Here is a 24056-nt window from a genome sequence, read left to right on the forward strand (position 1 = left end):
GGAGTTTATCTTCGGGACTGTCTGACGCAGACGGACTCGGCCTTGCGCACGGTTCCTCTGGCGTGGTGGTGGGGGATGCCGAGCTAGCAGGTAGCGCAATACTTGGGGTGTCGGTGTCGCAGCCTGTGAGCAGCATCGCGCAGGCCCAGGTGGCCGTCGCCAACGTGAAGATTCGCATTACTCTGCTAGCTTCCAATCCTTTTTGTCGGAAAACCCGGTCGCAACCGAGGCCGGCCAGTGGTCCTTGCCGTCGTCGCCGGTGGGGAAGCCGGCGGGGTGATTGACGATGTTCTTCAGTTCGTTCGACGAAATCCACACTTTCGATTGGACTTCGAGGAAGGACGTCTCGGTGGTCACAACGAAGTCGACCGCGGTGACGATGGCGCTGCCGAATTTGTCTATACCCCATGGAGCCTCGACGATCGACGCGACCTCCGCGAGCGCCACTCCGACCTCCGCCAGCAGCGTTGCGAGCTTGTCTACGATTTGCTTGTAGAAGTTACGGCCCTCCTGGGCCAGCGTCAGCAGTTCGGTGTGAATCTTCTGACACGCCTCCGTCATCGTGGTCATGGCGGTCTTTTGGTGCTCTGACGAGTCCTTATACCGCGTGTAGGCCTTGCCGTCCCAATGACCCTCCAGGCTCACTTCCGAGTTCCCCTGGGCATTGCTCGCCGATAGGGCACTGCTGCCGATCTTCTGCCACTCCGCCGCGTAGTCGATGAACAGCAGCGGCGCGAGAATTCCCTCGCCGACGTCGATCAGTGTGTCGATCAGCTTCTGCAGGTGGTCCTGGGCGGCGTCACGGTCGTGGGTGATCGCCAGATAAAGCGCCGGGCTGATCCATTTGATTCGGTCGACATTGTCGTTGAGCTTGTCCGGAAGTTGCCTGATCTCGTCGAGTCTGTTGTCGAAGTCGTCCTTGACCTCGTTGTAGTCCAATTTGTCGACCATCAGATGGTGTACTCCTGCAGTTGCGCATCCACGCCCTGCAAGCCGCGGGCGTTCTCGTCCTCTTGCGCGGCGTAGTTGGCCGCGACGGTATGCAGGGTGTCGCTGATCTGCTGCGCGGCGCTGGCGCCCTCACGGAGTCGTTCCTGAATGTATTGGGCTGCAGCGGCATACGCATTCCACGTTTCGATGAAGATGCCGAACTGGGTCCTCGGGTACTTCACGTTCTCGATGGAGGTGGCGGTGTCGGTCAGTTTGACGGCGACCTGTTCGTGCCACGTTTTTGATGCCCGCTCGAGCAGGTCGAGTTCGACTTTCACGTCGGTCATCAGTTCTCCTTCCTCAGTAGCTGCTGCTCGTGGCGCACGAGGCGGGTGGTCAGTTCCTGGTCCGACTCCTGGTCGAGATACGCGTCATGCGGCAGGTGTGGCTTCTTGGCGCGGACCTGATCGCAGCAGTCGACAACGTCCGTCGCGATGGTGAACGCGTCCACCGACGCGGCCCACTCCGGATCGATGGTGATGGAGATGAGGCTCGACGTGGTCGCAACCACCGTCAGGCCGGGCTCGTCATGCCGGTTGTAGCCGCGCCCGTGCACGGTGTACGTGTGCGCCCCGAAGATCGTGTTCCAGGTTTCCTGGTACTCGTCGTAGGTGCGTTTCTGCAGCAGCAGCGCAGCCGCGTCGCGAATCCGAGGCCGATCCTTTTCCGGGCGGCGGCCCGACTCGACGAGCGCGAGCGCGGCTTCGTAGACCGCGTAGCGGTATGCGTCCATGATCGACTGGCCGTACAGCGCGGGGGTGAACAGGCTCTGCCACCGCGGATCGAGCGTGATCCTCGTCGGCAGGCGATCGGTCGCGATTTCCACGCTGACCAGCGACGACCGCTGCGGGGGCGTCCACGTGTCCGAAGTCGGCTGCCCGGCCCGGACGGGGGCGTGGTTGGCCTCGTCCTCGTCGTCATAACCAACGCCGAATTCGAGATACCTAGGTGGCACACCATTCCCTTCTCGCGTTCTATGGCGCGCTGCGCAACCGAGAGGATTGCGTCGGATCCTCGGTTCGAGCCCATAGGCTTTGACGCGCCGGAGCCGACTGCGGATCCATCGCCTTGCGCTGCGATAACGGCCTGGTTCCTTCGCCCCCCAATCGGGGTATCTAGCGGCTACGTTCGTTTGAGGCAGACGGTGGAGGTATGCGATGACTCAAACCGAAGCGAATTCCGCTCCACAGTCGGGTCCCGCCGGGCATCCGGAGCTCAAACGCGTCCTCGGGCCTGGTCTGCTGCTGCTCTTCATCGTCGGCGACATCCTTGGCGCGGGCGTCTATGCGGTGACCGGCCAAATGATCGACAACGTCGGCGGAATGGCATGGGTGCCATTCATCTGCGCGTTCATCGTCGCGACGCTGACCGCGTTCTCCTACCTCGAACTGGTCACGAAGTTCCCGCAGGCGGCGGGCGCTGCGCTGTACACGCACAAGGCATTCGGCATTCAGTTTTTCACCTTCCTGGTCGCGTTCGCGGTGATCTGCTCGGGCATCACGAGCGCATCGACCTCATCGAACGTGGTGGCCGGCAATCTGCTCGAAGGACTGCACGAAACGTTCAGTGAAGCCGACGGACTCGGCTGGTTCGACGTGCCGGACGGCAATGGCGCGCAGCTCTTCGTCGCGCTCGCCTTCATGGTGTTGCTCGCGCTGATCAACCTGCGCGGCGTCGGCGAGTCGGTGAAGTTCAACGTCGTGCTCACGATCGTCGAGATGACCGCACTGGTCATCGTCATCGTGATCGGGTTCGTCGCCGCCGGGCGTGGCACCGGCCAGGGCGATATCTCGAATCTGGTGGTGTTCGAGGACCCGAACGAGAAGGGCTGGTTCATCGCGGTCACCATCGCCACCACAATTGCCTTCTTCGCGATGGTGGGTTTCGAGGACTCGGTGAACATGGTGGAGGAGACGAAGGAACCGGAGCGAATCTTCCCGCGCACCATGTTTACCGGGCTTGGCATCGCGTGCCTGTTCTATGTGCTCGTCGTTGTGTCGGTGATCGCGGTGTTGCCGCTCGACTACGACTCCGGCGACGAGGGCATCTTGCTGCACGTGGTGCGCGTCGGTGCACCGGATATTCCGATCGACGAGATCTTCCCGTATCTCACCGTTTTCGCAGTCGCCAATACGGCGTTGATCAACATGCTGATGGCAAGTCGCCTTATCTACGGACTCGCTCGTCAGCAGGTGCTGCCCACCGGACTTGGCGCGGTGCTGCCGAACCGCCGCTCACCGTGGGCGGCGATCATTTTCACCACCGCCATGGCCCTCGGGCTCATTATCGTGGTCAACCAGATGTCGAAGAACTCTGTGGTGGCCGCACTTTCGGGAACCACGGGGCTACTGCTGCTGTGCGTCTTCGCGATAGTCAACATCGCTTGCCTGGTGCTCAAGCGGCGCCCGCACCCGAAGGCATTTTTCCATGCGCCGGTGTGGGTGCCGGTGGCGGGCGCGATTCTGTGCTTGTTCCTCGCCGGGCCATGGGCGCGCAGCTCCGCGCAGATGATCCAGTACAAGATCGCGGGCGTAATGCTGGCGATCGGCGTCGTGCTGTCCGGGATCACGTACCTGATCAACCGTGCGCAGGGCCAAAAGATGGAGTTCAAGGATATCGAGCACCTCGCCGACGACGAGAACCCGGATCTCGACCCGGCGGACCGGTACCGCGAACCGCACCACCCCGAAAACTGAACTCGCCGCGCACTTTTCCGGGTGACCGCGCACGCCTGGGCATGCGCGACACCACGAAAAGGTGCGCGGCGAGGTTCGGTCGGTGACCGCTACTTCTTGAAGCGCCCCGCGAAACCGCGCAGCGGCACATCGGCACTGGTCAGAATTCCGGGCGGTGCGGCGACCACGGAACGGATCGAGTTCAGTGCGGGCAGGCCGGTGACGGTCATTCCGATCGAGGCGAAGTTTTCGGGATTCGACAGGTCGACACCGGGCTTCGGGAAGATCATGTGCTTGTTGTAGATGCACGGATCGCCCTGGATCTGAGTGATGTAGCAGCCCTTGATGTCCCAGCTCGGGTCGGTGTGCGGGGTCATCTGCCACTCGAGGTGAGTCTCGACGCGCGCGACGCCGTCCACCATGCCCTGGTACTTGATGTAGTTGCCGCCGAGCGAGCCCTTGGGCAGCTTGTACCAACCGAGATCGACGTCCCGGGTGCAGGCGCCCAGCTCGTACTCGAACTTAACCTCGTCGAGTTCGAGACCGAAGCAGTCGGCCATCATCAGCACGCTGTCGGCGAAGACCCGGGTGTACTTCTCGAGCTTCCCGGGGATGCTCGGGTCATCGACGGGCAGGCCGTAGCCGACCTCGATCCAGGTGTCCTTCGAGTGGTGGCACGAAACGTCGACCGATTCGATGGTGGTGATGTTCTCGATCTCGGCGACGTCGGCCGAGCACGCCACACCGAGGATCTGGTTGACGCCCGGGTTCATGCCCGTGCCGTAGAAGGTTGATCCGCCACGCTGGCAGGCGGCCTCGAGCACCTCGGACACCTTCTTGCCCGACGGGTGCGGGTGGTTGGTGTCGCGGTGCCAGCCGGTGATCCAGTCGGCGGTGGTGACGATATTGATGCCGGCCTCGAGCACACGCTCGTAGAGATCCTCGTCCGGGAAGACGCCGTGGAAGGTCATCACATCGGGCTTGGCGGCGATGATCTCCTCGACCGTCCCCGTGGCGATCACGCCGTTGGGCGCGATCCCGGCGATCTCACCGGCGTCACGGCCGATCTTTTCCGGTGTGTAGCAATGCAATCCGATTAGTTCGAGATCGGGGTGTTCGCCCATTCGCTTGATCATCTCGGTGCCGACGTTGCCGGTCGCCACCTGGAAGACGCGAATCCTTGGCTGAGTGCTCATAGAAGTTTCGGCCTTTCTTGTCACCGTTTGGTCGACGTCTCAGGAGGGCTGTGCCGCGGACAGGTCGCGGGCTTCGCTCCACTCGGGGGTGTCGGGATAGAACTGGGTGGCCCACTTTCGCAGCGCGCGGAAGCCCTCGAATTCCTTGGGGGACAGCGCGGGTGGGTCGGAGTAGCGCTGGTGCTGCCAGATGTTGACGTCGAGTTCGAACTGATCGATGACGAAGCCCGCCATGGCCTTCCCGTACCCGCTCAGGTCGGTGTTCTCTTCGCCCGGCTTGCGCCCGATCCATACCGTGAACCGCACATCGGAGGTGTGCTCGTCCACCGGAGTGACGCAGGGCATGGTGCGGTTTTCGACCATGCCCCAGCTCTTCGTGACCGAGACGCCGAGCCCGGCGTTGATCGATTCCACTCCGCTGGTGGCGTCTTCGAGTGTCGCGCCCTCGTCGAACGCGATGGTGAAGTCGACGAACGAGACGGGTCCGGAGAAGTCGTGGCGGGTGAACTCCGGCATGAACGGGGTCTTGTGCACGAACTTGAAATGCGCGAAGTCGACGCCGTTTTCCATGATGTATTGCGGGTGAATCTCCAGCTGTTCGCGAAAGAGCGTCGCGCCGGGGATCGGCGGGTAGTAGTCGGCGGCGGTCTTACCGTCCCCGAAGGCGGCGAACATATCCGGGACATCGAAGTACGGCGCACGGCCCTCGACGTCGTGCCAGATGAAGATCGACTCGTTGAGCTCGGCTACCGGGTAGCTGCGGATTCGGCGGCCCTTGTTCGCGTGCTTCTCGTAGGGCACGCACACATTGCGGCCCTCGTGGTTCCACTCCCAGCCGTGGAACGGGCAGACGATCCGGTCGCCTTCGACCCGTCCGCCGTAGCCGAGATGGGCACCGAGGTGCTCGCAGTAGGCGTCCATCACCGCGACGTCGCCGTCGGCCGAGCGCCACGCGATCATCTCGCGGCCGAAGTACTTCATCTTGTGTACTTCGCCGACGCCCACCTCGGCGGACCATGCCACCTGAAACCAGCCGGTGGGCTTCATGGACAAGGGCGTCTTCGCCATGGCCGATCGCTCCTCTCGTGTGACCTGCCTCGCAATCGTAGAAGGTTCTACGACTATTGCAATAGCCGAATCGTAGAAGGTTCTGTGAAAATAGCAAACGAGGTGGTTCTGTCGACTAACATCGGGCAAATGACCGAAGCCGGCGTCACCGGGAGGCGTGCGAACCGTCGCGGCATGGCGACCCGGGAAAGCATGCTCAAGGGCGCGCTGCGCTCACTTGCCTCCGGTGATCCCGCCTCTGTATCCGGCAACCGGATCGCCAAGGAAATCGGCGTCACCTGGGGTGCGCTCAAATACCAATTCGGCGACATCGACGGCTTCTGGGCGGCGGTGCTGCACTACACGGCCGAACGCAGGGGAGACCTGCCTGCGCGCGTGGATCCGAACCAGTCGCTGCGCGAGCGGGTCGAGGGCATGGTCGAGCTGATGTTCGACGGGCTCACCGCGACCGATTCGTTGGCGATCGAAACCCTGCGCGCCGCATTGCCGCGCGAGCACGCCGAGCTCGAGCGGCTCTACCCACGCACCGCAGCCGAACTGGCCTCATGGAAGCCGCTATGGAATGAGGCCTGCCAGAAGGCATTTGCCGATCTGGCGATCGACCCGGTGAAGGTTCGCGAGGTCGCCACCTTCTTCCCGGCTGCCATGCGCGGCATCGTCTCGGAGAAGCAACTCGGCACGTACTCGGATCTCGCGGAGGCGCGGCAAGGGCTGGCGAATTCGATCATCGCGTACCTGTACCAGCCGGACGTGAAGTAGCGCCCTCGAGCTTCGCCGCACACTTCCTATTGGCCGGCACACCTTCCCGCGTGCCGGAGCGTGTGGGCTCAGGAAGTGTGCGGCGGGCGGGGAGTCATGGAGATCGGACGTTCCGACCTGGGCCGATTTGGCTCACGCTGGGCTTTTCCCTACACTAGAACGGTTGCCTGGGCGACGTGTGCACTGCTGTGCCCGTGAAACCCGCAGGTGACATGCACTCATTCCGGCCGGCAAGGGCTGGCCGGACCAGCCGAATTGTTGTAGGCCCACGGCGGCGCGCTTGTAAAAAGTGTGTCCGTGTTGCATGGGAACCGCAGCGAGAAAGGTGTCGAGGTCGAACCATGACCATGACAGATCCGATCGCAGACTTTCTGACACGTCTGCGCAACGCCAACTCGGCGTACCACGATCAGGTGAAGCTGCCGCACAGCAAGATCAAGGCGAACATCGCCGAGATCCTCAAGCGTGAGGGCTACATCGTCGATTACCGCACTGAGGACGCCGAGGTCGGTAAGACCCTCATCGTCGACCTGAAGTACGGCCCCAGCCGCGAGCGCAGCCTCGCCGGCGTGCGTCGCGTTTCCAAGCCCGGTCTGCGGGTTTACGCGAAGTCCACCAACCTGCCCAAGGTCCTGGGCGGCCTCGGCGTGGCGATCATCTCCACGTCGTCCGGTCTCCTCACCGACCGTCAGGCGGCCAAGCAGGGAGTAGGCGGGGAAGTCCTCGCCTACGTCTGGTAAGGGGCGCACAACATGTCGCGTATTGGAAAGAAGCCGATCACGGTTCCGTCCGGCGTCGAGGTCAACATCGACGGCCAGGACGTCTCGGTCAAGGGCCCGAAGGGCACCCTGTCCCTGACTGTTGCCGAGCCGATCACGGTCGCCAAGGCCGAGAGCGGCGAGCTCGAGGTGACGCGCCCGGACGACGAGCGTCGTAGCCGCGCGCTGCACGGTCTTACCCGGACCCTGGTGTCGAACCTCATCGTCGGTGTGACCGAGGGCTACACCACAAAGATGGAGATCCACGGCGTCGGTTACCGCGTCGCGCTGAAGGGCCAGGACCTCGAGTTCGCGCTCGGTTTCAGCCACCCGGTGCCGATCGAGGCTCCCGAGGGCATCACCTTCGCAGTCGAGACGCCCACCCGGTTCTCCGTGTCCGGCATCGACAAGCAGAAGGTCGGCCAGATTTCGGCGAACATCCGCCGCCTGCGTCGCCCCGACCCGTACAAGGGCAAGGGCGTTCGCTACGAAGGCGAGCAGATCCGTCGCAAGGTCGGAAAGACGGGTAAGTGATATGAGCCAGACCGAAAACCAGAAGGCCAAGCGGATTCCGCTCGGCACGGATGCTTCGACCGCGCGTCGTCTCTCGAAGACGCGTCGTCACTTCCGCCTTCGCAAGAAGATCTCGGGCACGCCCGATCGGCCGCGCCTCGTGGTGCACCGCTCGTCGCGGCACCTGCATGCACAGCTGGTGGACGACCTCGCGGGTCGCACCATCGCCGCGGCCTCGACCATCGAGGACGACGTGCGTGCGCTCGAGGGCGACAAGTCGGCCCGTGGCGCGAAGGTGGGCGAGCTGATCGCCGCCCGCGCCAAGGCAGCCGGCGTCGAGACCGTGGTCTTCGACCGCGGTGGCCACGATTACCACGGCCGCATCGCCGCCCTGGCGGACGCCGCTCGCGAAGGTGGGTTGAAGTTCTGATGATCAACACTGTTCTGAATGGAAGGATCGCCTGATGCCGGGACGTCAAAGGCGTGACGGCGGAAGCGGACCCGCCGGAGCAAACGGACCAAGCAATGACGGTCGGGGCGGTCGCGACCGCCGCGACGGTGGCCGTAACCAGCAAGAGAAGAGCAACCACCTCGAGCGGGTCGTTGCCATCAACCGTGTGTCGAAGGTCGTCAAGGGCGGCCGGCGCTTCAGCTTCACCGCGCTGGTCATCGTGGGCGACGGCAACGGTCTCGTTGGTGTCGGCTACGGCAAGGCCAAGGAAGTTCCCGCGGCCATCCAGAAGGGCGTCGAGGAGGCTCGCAAGGGCTTCTTCCGTGTCCCGATGATCGGCAGCACCATCACCCATCCGGTTCAGGGCGAAGCCGCTGCCGGTGTCGTGATGCTGCGTCCGGCCAGCCCCGGTACCGGTGTTATCGCCGGTGGCGCGGCTCGTGCCGTGCTGGAGTGCGCGGGTATCCACGACATCCTGTCGAAGTCGCTCGGTAGCGACAACGCCATCAACGTCGTGCATGCGACTGTCGCTGCTCTCAAGCAGCTGCAGCGTCCGGAAGAGGTCGCCGCTCGCCGCGGTCTGCCGATCGAGGACGTCGCGCCTGCGGGCATGCTGCGCGCGCGTGCAGGTCAGGGGGCGTCGTAATGGCCGATCTGAAGATCACCCAGGTCAAGAGCACCATCGGCGCCAAGGCCAACCAGCGTGACAGCATGCGCACGCTGGGCCTGCGCAAGATCCGGCAGTCGGTTGTGCGTGAGGACAATGCGCAGAACCGCGGCCTGATCAACGTGGTGCGCCACCTCGTGGAAGTTGAGGAGGTCTAACCATGACCATCAAGTTGCATCATCTGAAGCCGGCCCCCGGCGCCAAGACCGAGAAGACTCGTGTCGGCCGCGGTGAGGGCTCCAAGGGTAAGACCGCTGGTCGCGGCACGAAGGGCACCAAGGCCCGCAAGAACGTGCCGGCCGCCTTCGAGGGTGGGCAGATGCCGTTGCACATGCGGCTGCCCAAGCTCAAGGGCTTCACCAACCGGTTCCGTACCGAGTACCAGGTCGTGAACCTCGCGGCCATCCAGCGGCTGTTCCCCGAGGGCGGCACCGTCGGCGTCGAGGATCTCGTCGCCAAGGGTGCGGTTCGCAAGAACCAGCTCGTGAAGGTGCTCGGCGAGGGCGAGATCACCGTTGCCGTGCAGGTGACGGCGAACAAGTTCTCCGGCTCCGCCAAGGAGAAGATCGCCGCTGCGGGTGGGACCACCACCGAGCTGTGACGGTTCCGACGAACTGAGTAGTACCCACTGGCCGCGGCCGAGGCGCTCGCTTCGGTCGCGGCCGGTGTCGTACCGGGCCGCTCGCGGCCCGTGTTCCGACACCCGCCACGCCATGTTCCTGCGGTGGAACCACGACGGTGGAACCGTCTTGGAACCACCGCTACGAGGCACTTCCGCCCAGATAATGCGTGGCTGATATTCTCGGAGACTGCGTGGCTGGCAGCTGTACCGCTGCCGGTCCGACTGATGTTTGCCCGTGATTCACGCTGGTCCATCCAGCATGCCGCTAAGTTGCCGAACTCGGTGACGCACAGGAGGATCCTTGCTTTCCGCCTTCGTGTCGGCCTTCAGGACCCCGGATTTGAGGCGGAAGATCCTCTTCACGCTCGGACTGGTGGCCTTGTACCGTCTCGGTGCCTCGCTCCCGTCCCCGGGCGTCGACTACGGCAACATCAAGAAGTGTGTCGACGAGGTGTCCGGCGGAGATAGCGCCGGCATCTACCAGCTGATCAATCTCTTCTCCGGCGGCGCATTGCTGCAGTTGTCGGTGTTCGCGATCGGCATCATGCCGTACATCACGGCGAGCATCATCGTGCAGCTGCTGACGGTCGTCATCCCGCGCTTCGAGGAGCTGCGCAAGGAAGGCCAGGCCGGCCAGACCAAGATGACGCAGTACACCCGGTACCTGTCGATCGCCCTGGCGATCCTGCAGGCCACGGGCCTCGTCGCGCTTGCGTCGCGTGGTCAGCTGCTGCAGGGCTGCCAGGAGGAGATCCTCGCCGACGACAGCATCTTCGGGCTGATCGTCATCGTGCTCGTGATGACCGCGGGTGCCGCGCTCGTCATGTGGTTCGGTGAACTGATCACCGAACGCGGCATCGGCAACGGCATGTCGCTGCTCATCTTCGCCGGTATCGCTTCGCGTATCCCCGCCGAGGGCAAGGCCATTCTGGACAGCCGCGGCAACCTCGTCTTCGCGCTCGTGTGTGTGGCGGCCCTGGCCATCATCACCGCGGTCGTTTTCGTCGAGCAGGGCCAGCGCCGCATCCCGGTGCAGTACGCCAAGCGGATGGTGGGCCGCAAGATGTACGGCGGCTCGTCGACCTACCTGCCACTCAAGGTGAACCAGGCCGGCGTGATCCCGGTCATCTTCGCTTCATCACTGCTGTATCTGCCCAACCTGATCGCTCAGCTGACCGGTTCGGCAACTGCAACGGATCCGAACTGGTGGCAGGAGTTCATCCAGCAGTACTTGGTGAACCCGAGCAACCCGGTCTACATCGCGATCTACTTCTCGATGATTGTGTTCTTCACCTACTTCTACGTCGCGATCACGTTCAACCCGGACGAGCGCGCAGAGGAAATGAAGAAGTTCGGCGGCTTCATTCCGGGCATCCGTCCGGGACGTCCGACCGCCGACTACTTGAACTATGTGTTGAGCCGCATCACCCTGCCGGGCTCGTTGTACCTGGGCATCGTGGCGGTGCTGCCGAACTTGTTCCTTGACATTGGTAGCTCGGGGGCTGGGGGGAACCTGCCGTTCGGTGGCACCGCGGTGCTGATCATGGTCAGCGTCGGCCTCGACACGGTCAAGCAAATCGAAAGCCAGCTCATGCAACGCAACTATGAAGGGTTCCTCAGGTGAGAATCGTTCTGCTCGGTCCCCCGGGCGCCGGTAAAGGTACTCAGGCCGTCCTGCTGTCGGAGAAGCTCGGTGTTCCGCACATCTCCACGGGCGACCTCTTCCGCGCCAACATCGGCCAGGAGACGGCGCTCGGCCTCGAGGCGAAGAAGTACCTCGACGCCGGCGATCTCGTACCCAGCGACATCACCAACCGCATGGTTGAGGCCCGCGTCGCCGAGCCGGACGCAGCGAACGGTTTCGTGCTCGACGGCTTCCCCCGCACGGTCGATCAGGCCGACGCGCTCGAGGACATCCTCGCCGCGCTGAACACCAAGCTCGACGCGGTGCTGTGCTTCACGGTCGCCGAGGACGTGGTGGTCGAGCGCATGCTCGCTCGCGGCCGTGCGGACGACAGCGAGGACGTAATCCGTAACCGGCTCAAGGTGTACCGCGACGAAACCGCACCGCTGCTCGATCACTATGACGGCCTCGTCGTCACGGTCGACGGCATCGGCGAGATCGACGAGGTCAACACCCGGGCCCTGCGAGCGCTCGGACACTGAGGTAATGGCGATGTCGCTGCGCCGCAAGCGCAAGGTGGTGCCCTTCCAGTCCGCGGGCGAGCTGGACGCGATGGCGGCGGCCGGCGCGGTCGTCGGCCGCGCCCTGGTCGCCGTCCGCGAGGCCGCGAAGCCGGGTATCTCCACGCTGGAGCTGGACCAGATCGCCGAGCAGGTGATCCGGGAAGCCGGCGCAGTGCCGTCGTTCCTCGGCTACCACGGTTTCACCGGGTCGATCTGCTCCTCGGTGAACGACCGCGTGGTGCACGGCATCCCGTCCCCGGCGGACATCCTCGCCGAGGGTGACCTGGTGTCGATCGATTGCGGTGCCATCCTCGACGGCTGGCATGGCGACTCCGCGTGGACGTTCGGCGTCGGTGAGATCGACGCTGCGGACGCGGATCTGAGCGAGGCAACCCGACTGTCGATGGAGGCAGGCATCGCCGCGATGTTGCCGGGCAACCGGCTCACCGACGTGTCGCATGCGATCGAGCTGGGCACCCGCGCTGCCGAGCAGGCACACGGCCGCAGCTACGGCATCGTCGATGGCTACGGCGGCCATGGCATCGGCCGCTCGATGCATCTCGAACCGTTCCTCGCGAACGAGGGCGCGCCCGGTAAGGGCCCCGAGCTGGTGGTCGGTTCGACCCTGGCGATCGAGCCGATGCTCACCCTCGGCACCACCCAGACCGTGGTGCTCGACGACGATTGGACCGTCGTCACCACCGACGGCAGCCGTGCCGCCCACTGGGAACACACTGTCGCGGTGACCGAGGACGGCCCGCGCATTCTGACGCTGCGCCCGGAGTAAACGACCCTCAGCCGCACACCTTTTGCGGATCGCGAATAGCTGTGCGGCTGAGCGGGTCGAGGCACCTACCGCTTGATCAGCGGGCTGCGCACAACATGATTGCCGTTGGCGCGGTCTGCCGAGTCGAAGAAGTCCTCCCGATAGATATTGCGCGGGAACAGTCGTGCCTTCATCAGCGCCTTCATGGTGTCGGCAACCATGTTCGGGCTGCCGCAGATGTATGCCACGTTCCCCGAGGCCTTCGGGAAGTCCTCGGCGAGCAGTGCCGGCACCCGGCCCGTCCGGCCGCCGAACTCCTCCCGCGACACCGCAGGCCGGTAGCTGAACCAATCGTGCTCGGCCTCGAACGCCTCGAAGAACTCCCGGTCGTAGAGCTCCTCAACCTTCGCGACACCGTGGTAGAGCACCACTTCGTGCTCGGAATCGGTCTCGGCGATGTGCCGGATCATCGCCTTCATCGGCGCGAGCCCAGTGCCGCTCGCGAGCAGCAGGATCGGCTCGTCGCGCAGCGGCCGGAACGAGAACCTGCCGTACGGACCGGAGAACGCGACGGCGTCACCGGGCGCCATCGACTTGAACACCCAGCCGTCGGTACATGCACCCCCGGCGGAGAGCTTGATGTGCAACTCGATTCGCTTCGGATCTGCCGGGGTGCTGGCGATCGAATACGGTCGCTCGTCGCCGTTGGGTGTCCTCAGTAGCAGGTACTGACCTGGGTTGAACGCCACCGGCTCGTCCACCGCGATGACCACCCGCCGGACGGTCGGCGTGACAGCCTCCACCGATTCGATCGTGCCGGTGTAGTCGCGCACCGGGTGCACGTCGACGCCCTCCTCGACGTCGACGTCACCCTCGATGGTCAGATCGCTGCGCGGCTTGGCGACGCAGATCAGTGCGGCGCCCTCGTCGCGTTCGCTCTCCAGCAGCGCATATGGCGACGCGTCGCCGAAATCGACTTCGCCATCGAGGATCTCGGCCTTGCAGGTTCCGCACGTGCCATGGGTGCAGGCGTGCGGCAACCAGATCCCCTCGCGTAGGCATGCGTCGAGCACGGCCTGATCCTCGCGGCATTCGATCTCCACGCCGATCGGTTCGATCGACACCGTGTAGCTGGTCATCGCAGAGCTCCTAGGTGGCGAAGGACAGCAGGGCCTTGTGCCCGATGCCGAGGTCGGCGAGCGTCCTGCCCGGGTCGGCCTCGAGCGGCTCGTCGAACAACTGCCAGTCGTGCACCGATGCCGAGTCGTACTCCGGGTCGGACTCCGCCCAGGCATCCACGATGGCGCTGCGGAATTCGCCGAAGGTCATGGCCTTCGGTGCGCGGAAGCAGCCGGCCGAAGAGAACAGCAGGTTCCCGCGCCAGTGCACGTAAACCAGTTCGTCGTCACCGAACAACTCCACGCGATCGGCCGATGGGTAGTCGTAGTCGTAGAGCGCCTTGACGGTCATCTCACTTCTCCTTGCTCTTCGAATCGTCGTGCCACGCTGCCCAGGACGCCTCGTCGGTCGAGCCGCGGTAATCGCCGTTGTCGCCGGGTTGGATGCCGTACCAGTCGAGGACCTCCGGCACGCTCGGCCCTCCGCAATTGCCTTGGTAGATCTGGTGCACCGGCAACCACGCCTGGATGTACTTCTCCGGCTCCCTGTCGAAGATCCACTGGCAGCCGTCGCTGCAGGTATGGAACGTCTCGCCACGGAACTCGCTGTGCCGGAAAGAAATCCGCGTCGGATCATCGACCTCGGTAAAGGCCATCGGGATCTGGCAGACCTGGCACAGCTGAGGCAGGCCCTGCACGAACATCCGGCCGCCGTCCGCCTCGATCCGCTTGTGCTTCTCCCAGGTGGGCTTGTAGATCTCGGCGAAGCTGTCCGGGTACTGCTCGGACAGCCACGCCATCTTCTCGTCGGTCGGCGTCTGCGTCGTGAACGCGGCGGCGAAGGAGAAGTTGTGCAGGATCTTGTACGCCTGATGCGACAGGTGATCCTTCTCGGCGATGGCCAGGTCGACATGCCGTGGCGGCTTGATCCCGTAGTACTCGAGGTCGGGGAACAGCCCGTTCATCATCTGATCCTCGAAGTACAGCTCGAAGGCTTCCTTCCAGCTCATCACCTCGCGGGGGAGCATGTAGTCCATCATCGCGGCGACCAGCGCGGCCACCCGGTACGCCCGCCAGAACCACTTGTCGATCCAGCCCTGGATGATCGGCACGTTCGCCTCGTCCTGCTCGAGCAGGAACTTGATCGCCTCGAGCCCGAGGGTCATGTGCCGGCTCTCATCGGACTGCGCGGAGAAGCCGAACGACATTGTCGGCATATCGCCGTTGAAGCTCGCGCCGCTCATGAACGGCACGAAAAGCAGGTTTGTGAGCAGATATTCGAAGCTGAACGAGATCGCGATGAGGAACTCGAACGGCCCGGCCGTCATGGCGTCGTCGAAGAACGACTTCGGCACCGATAGGTACCAGACACGGTCCTTCTGCTTCGTCCAGCTGTGGAAGCCGCCGTAGTACTTGTTGTAGTTGCTGATCGTGTGGATCTGCGTCTGGCAGTGCCGCAGCTCGTCCACGCTCTGGCACAGCGCGGCGAACCGCGGTGCCGGGCCTTCGAGATAGCGGCCCAGGTAGGCGAAGTGCCGATGCGCGGCGTACTCGAGCGGAGTGACGCCCTGGATGAACAGCTTGATGGCGTTCAGGTAGCTGGCGTCGGCAAGGGTGAGATGGCCTTGGCTCTGGGCGAATCCGTCGAGAACCGCGTAGAGCCGCTTGTCCTTCTCGGCCTGGTACTTGTAGTAGGCGTCGACGGTCAGGCGGAACGGGTCTTCCCAGCCGTCCCAGTCGTGCACCTTGATGCCCTCGTAGTCGGTGTAGGGGAAGAGCTTCTCCCGCTCGACATAGGTTGCGTCCCAATCGAGATCGCGGGTGAGCAGCGAGTAGCGCTGCTTGAGTGGAAGCTTCTTCTTGCGCGGTGCGGCCTTCGCGGCCTTGGCTCCGGTGGCTTCGATTGTCATATCAGTGCTCCCACTTCACGATGATTTGGTCGTCGTCCCACTCGGAGAAATTGCCGGCGTACGACACGATCGCCAGCTGGAATTCGCCGGTCTCCCACTCGCGGCCGAGGCGGTCTTCGACCGTCTCGCGGTTGATCACGATCTGGCCGGGGGACTGCAGCTTCACCAGTCCGGGCAGGTGCCGCACGGTCATATCCGGGTTGTCGCTGCGGATCGCCTCGATCAGCGGCCGGTTCTCCTCGGACTCCTGCAGGTCGATGCCCACCAGGCGGGCAGTTCCGGTGCTCATGCTTGTTCTCCCAAAAGTGCGGTCCACTTGGCGGTTTCGGCGGCGTCGATATCGGCGAGCAATACGCCGGCATGTGCCTCGGGCAGGTTCTCGTCGATGAACGCGGCGATCGGTCGGACGGCGTCGAGGGCCCGCGGGCGCCATTCGTCGCGGATGCGGGTCAGCACTTCGACGTTCGTGGCGGCGGTCTCGGGATCGGCCGTCCACGACGCGAGCAATGCGTCGACCCACTTGCGCTGATCGGCGAACCACGCGGTGAAGTACTGCGCGACCAGGCTGTACGCGCCGCCCCCGGTCAGTAGGGCCGACTCGTCCAGGCCACGGAAGATCAACGGGTAGATGAGTGAATCGGCCATATCGAGCGCGAGCAGGGCCTCGGCCCAGTCGTCGGCCACCATGATGTGTTCGACAAGCGAACGCAGGGGCTGGAGATGTGTTGCCGACATCCAGTCGAGCTTGGCCGATTCGAGCGCCTCGGCTGTGCCGTCACCGACTGCAAGTCCGACCCGGGAGATCATCTGCGCGTTGCCGATTCGGTCGAACGAGGCAAAGCTGCAGCACTGCGCGAGCGAGGTGCCGTAGGCGAACCGCGACCCTGCCACGCTGATCAGCTGGCCGCCGGATTCATAGTGCCGCAACGGAATCACGGCCGCGCGAACGATGGCTCGCCACGTGTCGGGCAGCTTCACCAGTATGTCGCGGCTTTCCAGGTAGCTCAGCGTTTTGCCGAACTCCTCGTGATGTGCGGCGCGGTTGGTGACGTACGGCGTGTAGTAGTACTGCCGCGGGTCCAGGAACGAATACGAATCGGTAAGGCGCAGGGCGCTGAACCGGGGGTCGTACAGCTCGCGCTCCGAGTCCCAGGTGGGGCGGTAGTGGAAGATATCGCGCGGCTCGATGTCGAGCGTGCCTTCGAGGTAGCGGCTGGCCGGCTCGTCACCGATGCGATCGATGATGTTCTGGTACGTGTGGCGTTTCGCCTCGACGACCTGGTAGCGAAGTTCGTATTGCACGGGTTTCTCCTTTACGCGTGCGCCGGGTCGGCGAGCAGGGTGAGTAGCAGCGACTGCAGTTCGTCCGCGCCGGACAGCTCGCGAGTTTCGGTCTCGTCGAGGCCAGGGGCGGACAGACTCGCTGTGGCGGTGTGGCCGCTGACCACAGTCGCGATGCGCGCTTCGCGATCGCGGTAGCGGATGGTGAACGTGAACGCGCCGGGTCCGGTGCCGTCGACGAGTTCGAAGACGTCGCCGCGCTCACGCAGTACGGCGTTGGCCTCACTGACCAGCTGTTCGGCGAGCGAGCGGACGATGACCTGCACGTCGGCGGCCGCGGCGATGGACCGTGTGCGACTGGGTTCGGTAGCGGGTGCGGTGTCAAATGGGCACTCCGCAGGCTCCGCGCCTGCGGCAGGTTCACCGTCGAGTTTGGCCGAAACGGCCAGCATGAAGGGCGTCATGCGGACGACTCCTCGAGTCGGTTTTCGATTGATGTGACGCAGACCATAGGTCCGGAATTGATGCACCTGCGATCCGCTCTGCGCGGTCGCGATCCGCTTTGCGCGACGAGTCGTATTTGCCAACTTTCGTGGCGCGCATCACACTGGCGACGCGGGTGAGGAGTGGAGGACGCACGGATGCGCGACAGCGCGCGGGACGAGTCGAAACGTGATGACCAGGATTGGGAAGCGGCCGAACACGCCGTCTCCGACGCCTACTTCCCGCACGTCCTGCGGCCCGCGGCGGCGGGCTCGCATCCGGAGCTGAACGTCGCATCCACCCAGCTCGGAGCGTTGCGGCTCGCCCGAATCGGCTGGGGTGCAGAGGTATCCGTTGTCACCCAGCATCCCGGCGCATACGCGATCAATATCCCGATGCGCGGACACATCGAGTCGATCAGCGGCGGCCACCAGGTTTACTCCGAACCGGGCAAGGCGTCGGTGTTCGCGCCCGACACCGAGGCGGTGATCACCCGGTGGACGGAGAACTGCGAAATCGTCGGCGTGAAGCTCGACCGCGACTATCTGCATCGCGAGTTGTCCCGCGTCGCCGGTCGGCCCGGCGTGCAGCTACCTGCGCAGGTGGACCTCAGCACGCCCGAGGGTCGCAGCTGGCTTGCGCTGCTGGAATCGGTGAACACTCAGCTGCGCGGTGAAGGGTCACTGCTGCAGAACCCGCTGGTGGCCGACCAGCTAGCCGGCGCGGTGACGACGGCATTCCTGCTTGCGGTGCTACCCGAGGACGACAGCGGTGGGCCGATCCGGCCGCGGATCGTCAAGCGCGTGCTCGACCGGATCCACGAGGATCCGGCGCAGCCATGGACCGCGGCCGACATGGCCGAGGTCGCGGGGGTGAGCGTGCGCCGGCTGCAGGAAGCGTTCCGGGAGTACGTCGGGGTCGCGCCGCGCGAATACCTGCTCGATGTGCGCCTCGACCGGATTCACGAGGAGCTCGCCACCGGGGATCCCGTCGTCACCTCGGTTACCGATGTCGCACTGCGGTGGGGGATTACCCACACCGGACGGTTCGCCGCCGCGTATCGGCGCCGGTTCGGTGTCGCGCCGTCCGAGACGCTGCGCAGGTAGCGCGCACTCCATCGGATCGTCTGCGACGCGCACCAATTCACGCCACCGCGCATGCCTGGGCGTGCGCAAGCGCTGCAAAAGGTGCGCGGCGAAGTGTCGGGCATCCGAACTGTCAGTCGTGGTCCCGGCTGTGCAGGATTGCCGCGGCCGTGGCCGCGATCGTCCGGTCGCCGTCGTCCGTCAGCACGACCAGTGCCGCCTGTGCTGCTGGTCCCGGAATCTCCGCCAACGCTTGCGTGATCCGCAGGCGCACAGCCGGGTCCGCCGCGCCGCCGAGTCGGTCGGTTAGGGCGCCGACGATGTCCTCGCCGGTGGTGGCGACCTCGGTGAGCAGTCCCAAGGCCTCGGCCGCCTCGACGTCGCGTTGCCCCTCGACGACCAGCTCGAGCAGGGCAGGCACGGCGTCGGCGCTGCCCCGCGCGCCGAGGGCGAGGGCGGCTCGCCCGCGGACGGTGGCGTCGTCGTCGTCGAGCGCTTGCCGCAGCAGCGTCGTCGCCTCCGCCGCGGGCACCTTCGCAATCGCGGACGTCGCCCGGAGCCGGACGATGGCGTCGTCCGACTCCAGGCCTGCGGCCAGCTCCGCGAGCCCGCGCCCGGCCGCGCGGGCCAGCGACCACTGCAGAGCCCCTGCCACGTTGAGGTTGTCCTCGGCGAGGGCCGCCGCAGCCAGCGTCGGCCCGGGCAGCGCCGCACTCCCGTCGGCGGTGAGCACGGCCTGCTGACGTCTGCCAGAGGAATCGGACTCGAGCGCCCGCAGCAGCGGGACGATGCTCAGGACGTCGCCCCACTGCGCGGGAGCCGCCGCGTCGACCCGCTCGAGTTTGGTGAGCAGTTCCTCCTCGGCGGCGATCCGCGCCCGCGTGTGCCGGATGAGCTCGCTCACCAAATCGGCCGGTGCGAATCCGGGTTCGTCCAGTGCCCGCTTCGCGTCGGCCAGAGACAGGCCGAGGGTCCGAAGGCTCTCGACGTGGAAGAGCCGCCGGATGTCGTCGGGGGAGTACTCGCGGTAACCGCCCGAGCTTCGGCCGGTCGGCTCCACCAGTCCCAGCGCGTCGTAATGCCGCAGCATTCGGGTGCTGACGCCGGACAGTCGCGCGACCTCACCGATCAACATCCGCGGACCTCTTTCGTCACGATTCGCGGCCGACCGCGACCCGCTTCGCCATCTCGACCGCCATCGAGAAACCGCTGTCGGGGTCACGGTGGAGCTGCTCGGTGGCCTCGGCGTGCGCCCGCACGCGCGGATCGTTGCTCGCCCGGGCGGTCTCCAGAACGGGCAGGACGGCGTCGCCGAGACCCACCAGCGTGCGGCTCAGGCTCAGCATCGTGTCCCGGTCGCCGCGCCCGAGCGCCGACGCGAGATCGGTTGCGAGCGTGGCCTCGTGGCCCGTCGGGACGAGGACGAGGGCGGCCCGCCACGCGCTGCGGGCGACCTCGTCGTGCGCGTCGTGCAGCAGCGCCGACACCGCCGGCCAGGCCGCTCCGTCCCCGATCTTCGACAGGGTGTGCAGCGCCTGGCTGCGCGCCTGCGGGATGTTCGAGCCGAGCTCCACGATCAGCCGCGGCACCGTGATCTCGGCGGGCAGGCGAACCAGCGCCCACGTCAGCATGTCCCGGACGAAGAAGTCCGGCTCGACCGCACACCGGGCGACCAGGGCTTCGACGAGGTTCGGATCTCCAATGGTCCCTGCGGAGAGCGCCGCCCGCAGTCGCACGGAGGACTGGGCCCCGGTCAGGGCGTCGACGAGGCGAGCATCCGGCTCGCCGTGGTGGGTCGTGTACATGACAACCACCTCCTTCGCCGACAACTCCACTCCTTGACACTGTGTCAGGGTCAAGGTCTCGGTGTTGCGGATCACCGGTGGATGTCCGAGGGGCCTCGTATGGTCCGGTCATGAGCTACGAATTTCAGGTGGTGGTGGATTCGCAGCGCCCGCACGATCAGGCGAAGTGGTGGGCGCAGACGCTCGGCTGGCAGGTCGAACCCAGCGACGAGGACATGATCCGCGGTCTCGTCGCTGCCGGACGGGCCCGTGAGGAGGACACCCAGGTCTACGACGGTGTCCTGGTGTGGCGGGTCGGCGCCGCGATCCGAGACCCCGAGCACCCCGAGCGTCCGCGGGTTCTGTTCCAGCTGGTGCCCGAGGACAAGACCGTCAAGAACCGGATGCACCTGGACGTTCGGGCCGGGGAGGACCGGCAGGCGATCGCGGACGCGCTCGTCGAACGCGGTGCCACCGTCCTGCATCACGCCGAGCAGGGGCCGTTCAAATGGATCACCCTGACGGACCCCGAGGGCAACGAGTTTTGCCTGACCTAGCCGCTACCGGACGCTGTCGAAGAATGTTGCGACGTCGTCGACATAGAGTTCGGGCTGCTCGAATGCGGCGAAGTGACCGCCGCGCGGCATATCGGTCCAGTGGGTGATGTTGAAGCCGGCCTCGCACCAACTGCGCGGTGACTGCAGGATTTCCTTCGGGAACGACGCGATGCCGGTGGGAAGTTCGACGCGGCCCGTATTGAACGTGCGGAAGCTCTCCCAGTACAGACGTGCCGACGATGCGCCAGAAGCGGTGAGCCAGTACAGCATCACGTTGTCGAGCATTTCGTCTCGGGTCAGCGCGTTCTCGGGGTGCCCGTCGCAGTCGGTCCACGACCAGAACTTCTCGACGATCCAGGCCAGCTGGGCGACAGGGGAGTCGACCAATCCGTAGCCGATTGTCTGCGGACGCGTGGACTGCTGTTTGGCGTAGGCGTTGTCCCACTTGCGGTAATACTTCATCCGCTCGAGCGCCCGCTTCTCGTCGTCGGTCGGATTGTCGAGCGGTCCCGGAGGAAATCCGAGGGGCATGTTCAGGTGAATCCCGGTGCAACCGCCGCCATTTCGCCCGATCTGCGCGGTGATCGAGGCGCCCCAGTCGCCACCCTGTGCGCCGTACCGCTCGTAACCCAGCCTGCCCATCAACGTGTCCCACGCCGCGGCGATCCGCTCCACGCTCCACCCGGTTCGCGTCGGTTTACCGGAGAAGCCGTAGCCCGGTAGCGATGGGCACACCACGTCGAATCCACGCTCGGTCAACGGCTCGATCACCTTGTGGAACTCGACGATCGAGCCCGGCCAGCCGTGGGTGATCAGCAGCGGAAAGGCGTCGGGCCGCGAGGACCGCTGGTGGATGAAATGGATGTCGAGCCCGTCGATTTCGGTGGTGAAGTGATCGAAGCGGTTGAGCGCCTGCTCGCGGGCGCGCCAGTCATAGGTGGTGGCCCAGTAATCGGCGAGTTCCTGGGTGTAGGCCAGGGGAATCCCCTGGCTCCAATCGTCAACGCATTCGGCCTCCGGCCAGCGTGTCACTTCCAGCCGGATCCGCAGATCCTCGAGTTCGTCATCGGTGACTGCGATGCGGAAGGGGCTGATTCCAGACATGACCGGGATCCTCTCAGCAACTCGTGGCATTCAGCCACGATTCAGGACTCGAGCAGGATCGTCACTGGGCCGTCGTTGACGAGGTCCACATGCATATGTGCGCCGAACTTCCCTGTTTCGACGGTGGCACCGAGCGCGCGCAGGGCATCGGCGAACGCATCGACCAGCGGTTCGGCTACCGGACCCGGCGCGGCCTTCGACCACGAGGGCCGCCGGCCCTTCGCGGTGTCGGCGTAGAGCGTGAACTGGCTGACCACAAGGATCGGCGCGTTCACGTCCGAGGCCGACCGTTCCCCCTCGAGGATGCGAAGCGACCACAACTTGTTCGCCAGTCCCGCGGCGATCTGCGGCGTATCGGAATGTGTGGCGCCCACGAGTGCGAGCAGGCCCTGGCCGGGTTCCGGAGAGATCGCTCCGACCACCTCGCCAGCTACGGTGACGGACGCCTTCGCGACGCGCTGCACGAGAACTCGCATGGTGGTCGATCGTGCCATGTACGCTGCCGCCCACGCGGGAATCATTCGGTGTAGCAAGGAGTTGCGCACGGCATGGGCGATCACGGCTTGGGACAGTTCGGTGTGTGGCGCGGCGGAACACGCAGTGTGACTCCGGAGAACGCGGTGGAGATCGAGCAGCTCGGCTATGGCGCGATCTGGATCGGCAGCTCGCGGAAACCGTCGCTGAAGTTCGTCGAGCCGTTGCTCGAGGCGACCAGCACCATCACCGTCGCGACCGGCATCGCGGATGTCTGGAGTAATCCGCCCAAGGAACTCGCCGCCTCGTTCCATCGCGTCGAGCAGCACTTCCCGGGCCGGTTTCTGCTCGGCATCGGTATCGGGCATCCCGAGGCGAGCCAGGACTACACCAAGCCGTTCCAGACGCTCGTCGACTATCTGGACGTGCTCGATGGCGAGGGTGTGCCGAAGGAGCGTCTCGCGCTCGCCGCGCTGGGCCCGCGCGTGTTGAAACTGTCGGCGGATCGCACCGCAGGCGCGCACCCCTATCTCACCTCGCCCGAGCACACCCGCTTCGCGCGCGAAATCCTCGGACCGGACGCACTGCTCGCCCCCGAACAGAAGGTCGTCCTCGACACCGATTCGGAAAGCGCCCGCGCGGTCGGCCGCGAAACTGCGGAGATATACCTGCAGCTGAAGAACTACCGCGCGAACCTGAACCGGCTCGGTTACGCCGATGCCGATATCGACAACGGCGGCAGTGACGCGCTGATCGACGCCCTGGTCGTGCACGGTGATGCGGCGGCGGTCGCTGCCGGCCTACGCGCGCACGTCGACGCCGGCGCCGACCACGTCTGCATTCAGGTGCTGCCGATGTTCGACGACGCGATGCCCGCGCTGCGGGTGCTCGCCAAGGAACTGGGGCTATCCGCGCCCCGCTGATCGCGGTGAACGTCAATCCGGAGTTTGTGGTCGCTCCGCAGGCTCCGCTCCGGGCCCATTTGGCCTGGTGGGCAACCTTCGGTAGACTCGGCTAACGGTGCGCTCTGCGTGCCGGTTGTCTGCGTGCCCGGACCTGCCGCGAGTTATCTCGACGGAACCGAACGAGCGCGAAGGGTGCCGGTGGCCAGTCCGCACCACGGTAACCGACGGTGTGAACTAGCAACCAGGCCTTGAGGCCGGGATCGCGGAGGATATGGCGAAGAAAGACGGGGCCATCGAGGTCGAGGGGCGGGTTGTCGAACCGCTGCCCAATGCGATGTTTCGCATCGAGCTCGAGAATGGTCACAAGGTTCTCGCGCACATCAGCGGGAAGATGCGGCAGCACTACATCCGCATCCTTCCGGAAGACCGTGTGGTCGTTGAGCTTTCGCCCTACGACCTGTCGCGGGGTCGCATCGTCTACCGCTACAAGTAAGACCTACCCGGCCGGTCCTGGCCGGGTACAAGTCTGCCCGCATCAGTGGGCCGACCGAAGAGAGATTGGACGGACGTGAAGGTTCAGCCGAGCGTCAAGCCGATCTGCGAAAAGTGCAAGGTGATCCGCCGCAACGGTCGGGTCATGGTGATCTGCGACAACCTGCGTCACAAGCAGCGCCAGGGCTGACGCCCTTCAGCTGAAGCAGGC

At 65.1% G+C, this 24056-nt stretch carries 31 protein-coding genes; 16 read left to right on the forward strand and 15 right to left on the reverse strand.

The genetic code is table 11. The features are described 5' to 3' along the window. Positions 1-177 precede the first annotated feature (177 nt). Genes A8G08_RS17295 through A8G08_RS17305 form a run of 3 tightly spaced genes read right to left on the reverse strand, consistent with a single transcriptional unit; the run spans position 178 to position 1945 of the window. Complete coding sequence (locus A8G08_RS17295) at positions 178-951, reverse strand: hypothetical protein (protein WP_068276718.1); 774 nt, start codon at positions 949-951, stop codon at positions 178-180. After that, positions 951-1277, reverse strand: coding sequence for a type VII secretion target (locus tag A8G08_RS17300; RefSeq protein WP_068276721.1), 327 nt, complete (start codon positions 1275-1277; stop codon positions 951-953). The genes A8G08_RS17295 and A8G08_RS17300 overlap by 1 nt, the downstream gene beginning before the upstream one ends. Continuing rightward, positions 1277-1945, reverse strand: coding sequence for a hypothetical protein (locus A8G08_RS17305; protein ID WP_157108629.1), 669 nt, complete (start codon positions 1943-1945; stop codon positions 1277-1279). Before A8G08_RS17305 ends, A8G08_RS17300 begins: the two co-directional genes overlap by 1 nt. Before the next feature lie 202 nt (positions 1946-2147). Here A8G08_RS17305 and A8G08_RS17310 point away from each other — a divergent pair, with 202 nt between their 5' ends. Continuing rightward, positions 2148-3686 (forward strand): APC family permease, encoded by a 1539-nt coding sequence (locus A8G08_RS17310; RefSeq protein WP_068276727.1) that lies wholly within the window; start codon positions 2148-2150, stop codon positions 3684-3686. 89 nt (positions 3687-3775) lie between these two features. Here the strand turns inward: A8G08_RS17310 and A8G08_RS17315 are convergent, their stop codons facing one another. Together A8G08_RS17315 and A8G08_RS17320 are read right to left on the reverse strand one after the other, a co-directional pair. Continuing rightward, entirely contained in the window at positions 3776-4861 is a 1086-nt protein-coding gene (locus A8G08_RS17315) for an NAD(P)H-dependent amine dehydrogenase family protein (RefSeq protein WP_068276730.1), read from the reverse strand. A 39-nt stretch (positions 4862-4900) separates the two neighbouring features. Next, the gene (locus A8G08_RS17320; protein WP_068276733.1) at positions 4901-5929 is read right to left on the reverse strand and encodes a Rieske 2Fe-2S domain-containing protein; all 1029 of its coding nucleotides are present in this window, start codon (positions 5927-5929) and stop codon (positions 4901-4903) included. 129 nt (positions 5930-6058) lie between these two features. On the opposite strand from A8G08_RS17320, the gene A8G08_RS17325 reads away from it, so the two are divergent. The 10 genes from A8G08_RS17325 (at position 6059) to map (ending at position 12673) form a co-directional block, all read left to right on the forward strand. Next, positions 6059-6688, forward strand: a complete 630-nt coding sequence (locus A8G08_RS17325) for a TetR/AcrR family transcriptional regulator (protein WP_068276736.1) — start codon at positions 6059-6061, stop codon at positions 6686-6688. Between the two features lie 341 nt (positions 6689-7029). Beyond that, positions 7030-7428, forward strand: a complete 399-nt coding sequence (gene rpsH / locus A8G08_RS17330; RefSeq protein ID WP_068276739.1) for a 30S ribosomal protein S8 — start codon at positions 7030-7032, stop codon at positions 7426-7428. Between the two features lie 12 nt (positions 7429-7440). Continuing rightward, the gene (rplF, locus tag A8G08_RS17335) at positions 7441-7980 is read left to right on the forward strand and encodes a 50S ribosomal protein L6 (protein ID WP_068276742.1); all 540 of its coding nucleotides are present in this window, start codon (positions 7441-7443) and stop codon (positions 7978-7980) included. Position 7981: 1 nt separating this feature from the next. After that, positions 7982-8389: a 50S ribosomal protein L18 gene (rplR, locus tag A8G08_RS17340; protein WP_068276745.1), complete on the forward strand. Its 408-nt coding sequence runs from the start codon at positions 7982-7984 to the stop codon at positions 8387-8389. A gap of 34 nt (positions 8390-8423) precedes the next feature. After that, positions 8424-9056, forward strand: coding sequence for a 30S ribosomal protein S5 (rpsE, locus tag A8G08_RS17345; protein ID WP_068276747.1), 633 nt, complete (start codon positions 8424-8426; stop codon positions 9054-9056). Then, a complete protein-coding gene (rpmD, locus tag A8G08_RS17350; protein WP_068276750.1) occupies positions 9056-9235 on the forward strand; it encodes a 50S ribosomal protein L30 in 180 nt (59 codons plus the stop codon). The genes rpsE and rpmD overlap by 1 nt, the downstream gene beginning before the upstream one ends. A 2-nt stretch (positions 9236-9237) precedes the next feature. Next, positions 9238-9678 carry a 50S ribosomal protein L15 gene (gene rplO, locus A8G08_RS17355; protein ID WP_068276753.1) on the forward strand — a complete coding sequence of 147 codons (441 nt, stop codon included), beginning with the start codon at positions 9238-9240 and terminating at the stop codon, positions 9676-9678. 322 nt (positions 9679-10000) lie between these two features. Beyond that, a complete protein-coding gene (gene secY, locus A8G08_RS17360) occupies positions 10001-11323 on the forward strand; it encodes a preprotein translocase subunit SecY (RefSeq protein WP_068276756.1) in 1323 nt (440 codons plus the stop codon). Then, positions 11320-11865, forward strand: coding sequence for an adenylate kinase (locus A8G08_RS17365; protein ID WP_068276758.1), 546 nt, complete (start codon positions 11320-11322; stop codon positions 11863-11865). Before secY ends, A8G08_RS17365 begins: the two co-directional genes overlap by 4 nt. A 10-nt stretch (positions 11866-11875) precedes the next feature. Next, positions 11876-12673, forward strand: a complete 798-nt coding sequence (gene map / locus A8G08_RS17370) for a type I methionyl aminopeptidase (RefSeq protein WP_068276827.1) — start codon at positions 11876-11878, stop codon at positions 12671-12673. A 65-nt stretch (positions 12674-12738) separates the two neighbouring features. Here map and A8G08_RS17375 read toward each other — a convergent pair whose 3' ends face one another. The 6 genes from A8G08_RS17375 to A8G08_RS17400 are packed head-to-tail and all read right to left on the reverse strand — an operon-like array spanning position 12739 to position 17425. Next, positions 12739-13791 (reverse strand): NADH:ubiquinone reductase (Na(+)-transporting) subunit F, encoded by a 1053-nt coding sequence (locus A8G08_RS17375; protein ID WP_068276762.1) that lies wholly within the window; start codon positions 13789-13791, stop codon positions 12739-12741. 10 nt (positions 13792-13801) lie between these two features. Then, positions 13802-14122 (reverse strand): phenol hydroxylase subunit P4, encoded by a 321-nt coding sequence (locus A8G08_RS17380; RefSeq protein WP_068276765.1) that lies wholly within the window; start codon positions 14120-14122, stop codon positions 13802-13804. A 1-nt stretch (position 14123) separates the two neighbouring features. Beyond that, positions 14124-15680 (reverse strand): YHS domain-containing protein, encoded by a 1557-nt coding sequence (locus tag A8G08_RS17385; RefSeq protein ID WP_068276768.1) that lies wholly within the window; start codon positions 15678-15680, stop codon positions 14124-14126. 1 nt (position 15681) lies between these two features. Then, positions 15682-15969 (reverse strand): MmoB/DmpM family protein, encoded by a 288-nt coding sequence (locus A8G08_RS17390; RefSeq protein WP_068276771.1) that lies wholly within the window; start codon positions 15967-15969, stop codon positions 15682-15684. Continuing rightward, complete coding sequence (locus A8G08_RS17395; RefSeq protein WP_068276775.1) at positions 15966-16982, reverse strand: ferritin family protein; 1017 nt, start codon at positions 16980-16982, stop codon at positions 15966-15968. The genes A8G08_RS17390 and A8G08_RS17395 overlap by 4 nt, the downstream gene beginning before the upstream one ends. A gap of 11 nt (positions 16983-16993) precedes the next feature. Beyond that, entirely contained in the window at positions 16994-17425 is a 432-nt protein-coding gene (locus A8G08_RS17400; RefSeq protein WP_068276777.1) for a hypothetical protein, read from the reverse strand. A gap of 177 nt (positions 17426-17602) precedes the next feature. Between A8G08_RS17400 and A8G08_RS17405 the strand changes: the two genes are divergently transcribed. Beyond that, entirely contained in the window at positions 17603-18550 is a 948-nt protein-coding gene (locus A8G08_RS17405; protein WP_068276830.1) for an AraC family transcriptional regulator, read from the forward strand. Between the two features lie 112 nt (positions 18551-18662). On the opposite strand, the gene A8G08_RS17410 is transcribed toward A8G08_RS17405, so the two are convergent. Continuing rightward, positions 18663-19664 carry a MerR family transcriptional regulator gene (locus tag A8G08_RS17410; RefSeq protein WP_068276781.1) on the reverse strand — a complete coding sequence of 334 codons (1002 nt, stop codon included), beginning with the start codon at positions 19662-19664 and terminating at the stop codon, positions 18663-18665. Positions 19665-19680: 16 nt separating this feature from the next. Beyond that, positions 19681-20334, reverse strand: a complete 654-nt coding sequence (locus tag A8G08_RS17415; RefSeq protein ID WP_068276833.1) for a HEAT repeat domain-containing protein — start codon at positions 20332-20334, stop codon at positions 19681-19683. A 110-nt stretch (positions 20335-20444) separates the two neighbouring features. On the opposite strand from A8G08_RS17415, the gene A8G08_RS17420 reads away from it, so the two are divergent. After that, positions 20445-20870: a VOC family protein gene (locus A8G08_RS17420; protein ID WP_068276784.1), complete on the forward strand. Its 426-nt coding sequence runs from the start codon at positions 20445-20447 to the stop codon at positions 20868-20870. A 3-nt stretch (positions 20871-20873) separates the two neighbouring features. On the opposite strand, the gene A8G08_RS17425 is transcribed toward A8G08_RS17420, so the two are convergent. Beyond that, on the reverse strand, positions 20874-21974 hold the full coding sequence (locus A8G08_RS17425; protein ID WP_068276787.1) for an epoxide hydrolase family protein: 1101 nt from the start codon (positions 21972-21974) through the stop codon (positions 20874-20876). A gap of 41 nt (positions 21975-22015) precedes the next feature. Then, entirely contained in the window at positions 22016-22450 is a 435-nt protein-coding gene (dtd, locus tag A8G08_RS17430) for a D-aminoacyl-tRNA deacylase (protein ID WP_068276836.1), read from the reverse strand. A gap of 72 nt (positions 22451-22522) precedes the next feature. Between dtd and A8G08_RS17435 the strand changes: the two genes are divergently transcribed. From A8G08_RS17435 to rpmJ, 3 genes are all read left to right on the forward strand, one after another. Next, positions 22523-23371, forward strand: a complete 849-nt coding sequence (locus A8G08_RS17435; protein WP_068276790.1) for an LLM class F420-dependent oxidoreductase — start codon at positions 22523-22525, stop codon at positions 23369-23371. Between the two features lie 253 nt (positions 23372-23624). Then, positions 23625-23846: a translation initiation factor IF-1 gene (infA, locus tag A8G08_RS17440; RefSeq protein WP_003418601.1), complete on the forward strand. Its 222-nt coding sequence runs from the start codon at positions 23625-23627 to the stop codon at positions 23844-23846. 75 nt (positions 23847-23921) lie between these two features. Continuing rightward, a complete protein-coding gene (gene rpmJ / locus A8G08_RS17445) occupies positions 23922-24035 on the forward strand; it encodes a 50S ribosomal protein L36 (protein ID WP_040515091.1) in 114 nt (37 codons plus the stop codon). Positions 24036-24056 lie beyond the last annotated feature (21 nt).

This window comes from Aldersonia kunmingensis (genome assembly GCF_001646865.1).
Classification (GTDB): domain Bacteria; phylum Actinomycetota; class Actinomycetes; order Mycobacteriales; family Mycobacteriaceae; genus Aldersonia; species Aldersonia kunmingensis.

Excerpts from the sequence above, each read along its gene's own strand:
- rpsH (WP_068276739.1), top strand. The coding sequence starts at position 7,030 with ATGACCATGACAGATCCGATCGCAGACTTTCTGACACGTCTGCGCAAC.
- A8G08_RS17385 (WP_068276768.1), bottom strand. The coding sequence starts at position 15,680 with ATGACAATCGAAGCCACCGGAGCCAAGGCCGCGAAGGCCGCACCGCGC.
- rplR (WP_068276745.1), top strand. The coding sequence starts at position 7,982 with ATGAGCCAGACCGAAAACCAGAAGGCCAAGCGGATTCCGCTCGGCACG.
- A8G08_RS17325 (WP_068276736.1), top strand. The coding sequence starts at position 6,059 with ATGACCGAAGCCGGCGTCACCGGGAGGCGTGCGAACCGTCGCGGCATG.
- A8G08_RS17420 (WP_068276784.1), top strand. The coding sequence starts at position 20,445 with ATGAGCTACGAATTTCAGGTGGTGGTGGATTCGCAGCGCCCGCACGAT.
- rpsE (WP_068276747.1), top strand. The coding sequence starts at position 8,424 with ATGCCGGGACGTCAAAGGCGTGACGGCGGAAGCGGACCCGCCGGAGCA.
- A8G08_RS17320 (WP_068276733.1), bottom strand. The coding sequence starts at position 5,929 with ATGGCGAAGACGCCCTTGTCCATGAAGCCCACCGGCTGGTTTCAGGTG.
- A8G08_RS17400 (WP_068276777.1), bottom strand. The coding sequence starts at position 17,425 with ATGACGCCCTTCATGCTGGCCGTTTCGGCCAAACTCGACGGTGAACCT.
- rpmD (WP_068276750.1), top strand. The coding sequence starts at position 9,056 with ATGGCCGATCTGAAGATCACCCAGGTCAAGAGCACCATCGGCGCCAAG.
- A8G08_RS17375 (WP_068276762.1), bottom strand. The coding sequence starts at position 13,791 with ATGACCAGCTACACGGTGTCGATCGAACCGATCGGCGTGGAGATCGAA.
- dtd (WP_068276836.1), bottom strand. The coding sequence starts at position 22,450 with ATGCGAGTTCTCGTGCAGCGCGTCGCGAAGGCGTCCGTCACCGTAGCT.
- A8G08_RS17295 (WP_068276718.1), bottom strand. The coding sequence starts at position 951 with ATGGTCGACAAATTGGACTACAACGAGGTCAAGGACGACTTCGACAAC.
- infA (WP_003418601.1), top strand. The coding sequence starts at position 23,625 with ATGGCGAAGAAAGACGGGGCCATCGAGGTCGAGGGGCGGGTTGTCGAA.
- A8G08_RS17390 (WP_068276771.1), bottom strand. The coding sequence starts at position 15,969 with ATGAGCACCGGAACTGCCCGCCTGGTGGGCATCGACCTGCAGGAGTCC.
- map (WP_068276827.1), top strand. The coding sequence starts at position 11,876 with ATGTCGCTGCGCCGCAAGCGCAAGGTGGTGCCCTTCCAGTCCGCGGGC.
- A8G08_RS17300 (WP_068276721.1), bottom strand. The coding sequence starts at position 1,277 with ATGACCGACGTGAAAGTCGAACTCGACCTGCTCGAGCGGGCATCAAAA.
- A8G08_RS17380 (WP_068276765.1), bottom strand. The coding sequence starts at position 14,122 with ATGACCGTCAAGGCGCTCTACGACTACGACTACCCATCGGCCGATCGC.
- A8G08_RS17415 (WP_068276833.1), bottom strand. The coding sequence starts at position 20,334 with ATGTACACGACCCACCACGGCGAGCCGGATGCTCGCCTCGTCGACGCC.
- rplF (WP_068276742.1), top strand. The coding sequence starts at position 7,441 with ATGTCGCGTATTGGAAAGAAGCCGATCACGGTTCCGTCCGGCGTCGAG.
- A8G08_RS17410 (WP_068276781.1), bottom strand. The coding sequence starts at position 19,664 with ATGTTGATCGGTGAGGTCGCGCGACTGTCCGGCGTCAGCACCCGAATG.
- A8G08_RS17310 (WP_068276727.1), top strand. The coding sequence starts at position 2,148 with ATGACTCAAACCGAAGCGAATTCCGCTCCACAGTCGGGTCCCGCCGGG.
- A8G08_RS17405 (WP_068276830.1), top strand. The coding sequence starts at position 17,603 with ATGCGCGACAGCGCGCGGGACGAGTCGAAACGTGATGACCAGGATTGG.
- A8G08_RS17315 (WP_068276730.1), bottom strand. The coding sequence starts at position 4,861 with ATGAGCACTCAGCCAAGGATTCGCGTCTTCCAGGTGGCGACCGGCAAC.
- rplO (WP_068276753.1), top strand. The coding sequence starts at position 9,238 with ATGACCATCAAGTTGCATCATCTGAAGCCGGCCCCCGGCGCCAAGACC.
- A8G08_RS17425 (WP_068276787.1), bottom strand. The coding sequence starts at position 21,974 with ATGTCTGGAATCAGCCCCTTCCGCATCGCAGTCACCGATGACGAACTC.
- A8G08_RS17435 (WP_068276790.1), top strand. The coding sequence starts at position 22,523 with ATGGGCGATCACGGCTTGGGACAGTTCGGTGTGTGGCGCGGCGGAACA.